The sequence below is a fragment of the Nguyenibacter vanlangensis genome (assembly GCF_013376155.1).
Lineage (GTDB): Bacteria > Pseudomonadota > Alphaproteobacteria > Acetobacterales > Acetobacteraceae > Gluconacetobacter > Gluconacetobacter vanlangensis.
The window spans coordinates 1-1,464 of the sequence record NZ_JABXXP010000678.1 but is presented as its reverse complement, the minus strand read 5'-3'; the positions used below and the strand labels follow the sequence as shown (position 1 = coordinate 1,464).

Annotated in this window: 2 protein-coding genes and 1 pseudogene; all 3 read right to left on the bottom strand. The window is 71.3% G+C overall.

Annotated features, from left to right (window positions below; translation table 11 throughout):
* On the bottom strand, positions 1–792 hold a 792-nt coding region (gene mnmA / locus HUK84_RS17955; protein WP_176641462.1), incomplete at its 3' end, for a tRNA 2-thiouridine(34) synthase MnmA.
* A 25-nt stretch (positions 793–817) separates the two neighbouring features.
* Positions 818–1,132, bottom strand: a complete 315-nt coding sequence (locus HUK84_RS17950; protein ID WP_176641461.1) for a ferredoxin family 2Fe-2S iron-sulfur cluster binding protein — start codon at positions 1,130–1,132, stop codon at positions 818–820.
* Positions 1,120–1,464 (bottom strand): annotated as a pseudogene (locus tag HUK84_RS17945) (IscS subfamily cysteine desulfurase); the annotation flags it as partial. The gene HUK84_RS17950 and the pseudogene HUK84_RS17945, both read right to left, overlap by 13 nt.

Genomic DNA, 1,464 nt, shown 5'->3' with positions numbered 1-1,464 from the left:
GGCGGGCTCGATGCCCACAACCATCTGGCGCGCCCCGTCGCGCATCGCGGCCTGTCCCAGCCGCCGGCTCTGCCCGACCGTAAAGCGGGTCACCCCCTCATGCCGGCCGACCACCTGCCCCGCCGCATCCACGATCTCGCCCCCGCCCGCCATCTCGGGGCGCAGCGCCTCGACCAGGTCGGCATAGGACCCGTCGGGAACGAAGCACAGGTCCTGGCTGTCGGGCTTGGCCGCGACCGACAGGCCGAACCGCGCGGCCTCGGCGCGCACCGCATCCTTGTCCGGCATGTCGCCCAGCGGAAAGCGCAGGAATTCCAGTTGCCGCCGGGTGGTCGCGAACAGGAACCAGGACTGGTCGCGCCCGGCATCGACCGGGCGGTGCAGTTCCGGCCCGTCCGGCCCCTCGACGCGGCGGACATAATGCCCCGTCGCCATCGCCTCGGCCCCCAGGTCGCGCGCCATGCCCAGCAGGTCGGTAAACTTCACCCCCTGGTTGCAGGCCACGCACGGCACCGGCGTCTCGCCGCCGGCATAGGCATCGGCGAAGGTCTCGATCACGCTCTCGCGGAACCGGCTCTCGGCATCGATGACGTAATGGGGGATGCCCAGCCGGTCGGCCACCCGGCGCGCATCGTGGATGTCGCGCCCGGCGCAGCACGCGCCCTTGCGCGCGCTCTGCCGCGAATCATAGAGCTGCAGCGTCGCGCCCACGACCTCGTGACCTTCGGCGACCAGCCGTGCCGCGACCACGCTGCTGTCCACGCCGCCCGACATGGCGACCATGATCCGCATGGGCCGTCCCCCTTCCCTTCTTCCGTCAGGCCGTGCGCGGCAGGCGCACGACGAGCCCGTCCAGGGCCTCGGTCATCACGATCTGGCAGCCCAGGCGCGACGTCTTCTCCAGGCCGAAAGCCAGGTCCAGCATGTCTTCCTCGTCCTCGGTCGGCGCGGCCAGCTTCGCCGCCCAGTCCGGATCGACGACGACATGGCAGGTGGCACAGGCCAGCGACCCCTCGCACGCGCCTTCCAGGTCCACGCCATGCTTGTGGGCGATCTCGAGGACCGAAAGCCCGATCGGCGCGTCCACCTCCCGGCGCGTCCCGTCGCTGTCGATGAAAATCATATGCGGCATGTCTCTGTCCTGGCCGTGTCGTCGTGGGTGGCATGCGCGGCCGCTCCCGATCCCGCCGCGCGCGCATCCGCCACCGCCCGGCACAGGATCGCGGCCGCGCGATCCATATCGGCGGGTGAGGTATAGCGTCCCACCGCCAGACGCAAGCTCCGCGCCGCCTGCGCCGCGTCCAGCCCCATCGCCGTCAGCACATAGGACGGCGCCAGCTCGGCCGAGGAACAGGCCGACCCGGTCGACAGGCACAATTCCGGCGCATGGGCGATCACGTCCAGCGCCCGCACGTCCGCGAAGCGCAGGTTCAGGTTGGACGGCAGCCGGTGCGCCATCGACCC

Coding starts and splice junctions, on each gene's coding strand:
- HUK84_RS17950 (WP_176641461.1), bottom strand. CDS start 1,132: ATGCCGCATATGATTTTCATCGACAGCGACGGGACGCGCCGGGAGGTG.